This is a genomic window from Photorhabdus sp. RM71S, from assembly GCF_042879355.1.
GTDB lineage: Bacteria > Pseudomonadota > Gammaproteobacteria > Enterobacterales > Enterobacteriaceae > Photorhabdus > Photorhabdus kayaii.
Genome location: NZ_JBHFKV010000214.1, coordinates 1 through 412, shown reverse-complemented (window position 1 = coordinate 412; position 412 = coordinate 1). Strand labels below are relative to the sequence as shown.

At 57.8% G+C, this 412-nt stretch carries 1 protein-coding gene; it reads right to left on the bottom strand.

Features of this window, described 5'->3' with window-relative positions; all coding sequences use genetic code 11:
* On the bottom strand, positions 1-412 hold a 412-nt coding region (locus ACGF5R_RS24575), incomplete at both ends, for a hypothetical protein (RefSeq protein WP_387693262.1).

The window sequence follows — 412 nt, the reverse complement described above, 5'->3', positions numbered from 1 at the left end:
CAGTTTTAGCCCGGCCACCGCGGGGTCTGTCTGCCAGTCAATCTCGACCGGTTGATCCACCACCAGATTGCCGTGCCCATCCTTCACCGTCGCCGTGAAGGTATAACTGTCGGTGCCGTTGTTGTAGCGCTTCTCGTCTTTATCTTTATCCACATCCACCGCCACGCTGGCGACATAATAGCTGGTGCTCAGCTCCACAAAGCTGACTTTGCTCGCTGCCTTCACTGCCGTTTGCTGGCTGGCCGTTTTCGCCGACACTTGCACATCCGCCACTGCCGCCGTGCTGGTTAACGTCGCCGTCACCTGTCCCTGTGCGTTACTCACCGAATTGCTTTGTTTCGTCAGTTTTAGCCCGGCCACCGCGGGGTCTGTCTGCCAGTCAATCTCGACCGGTTGATCCACCACCAGATTG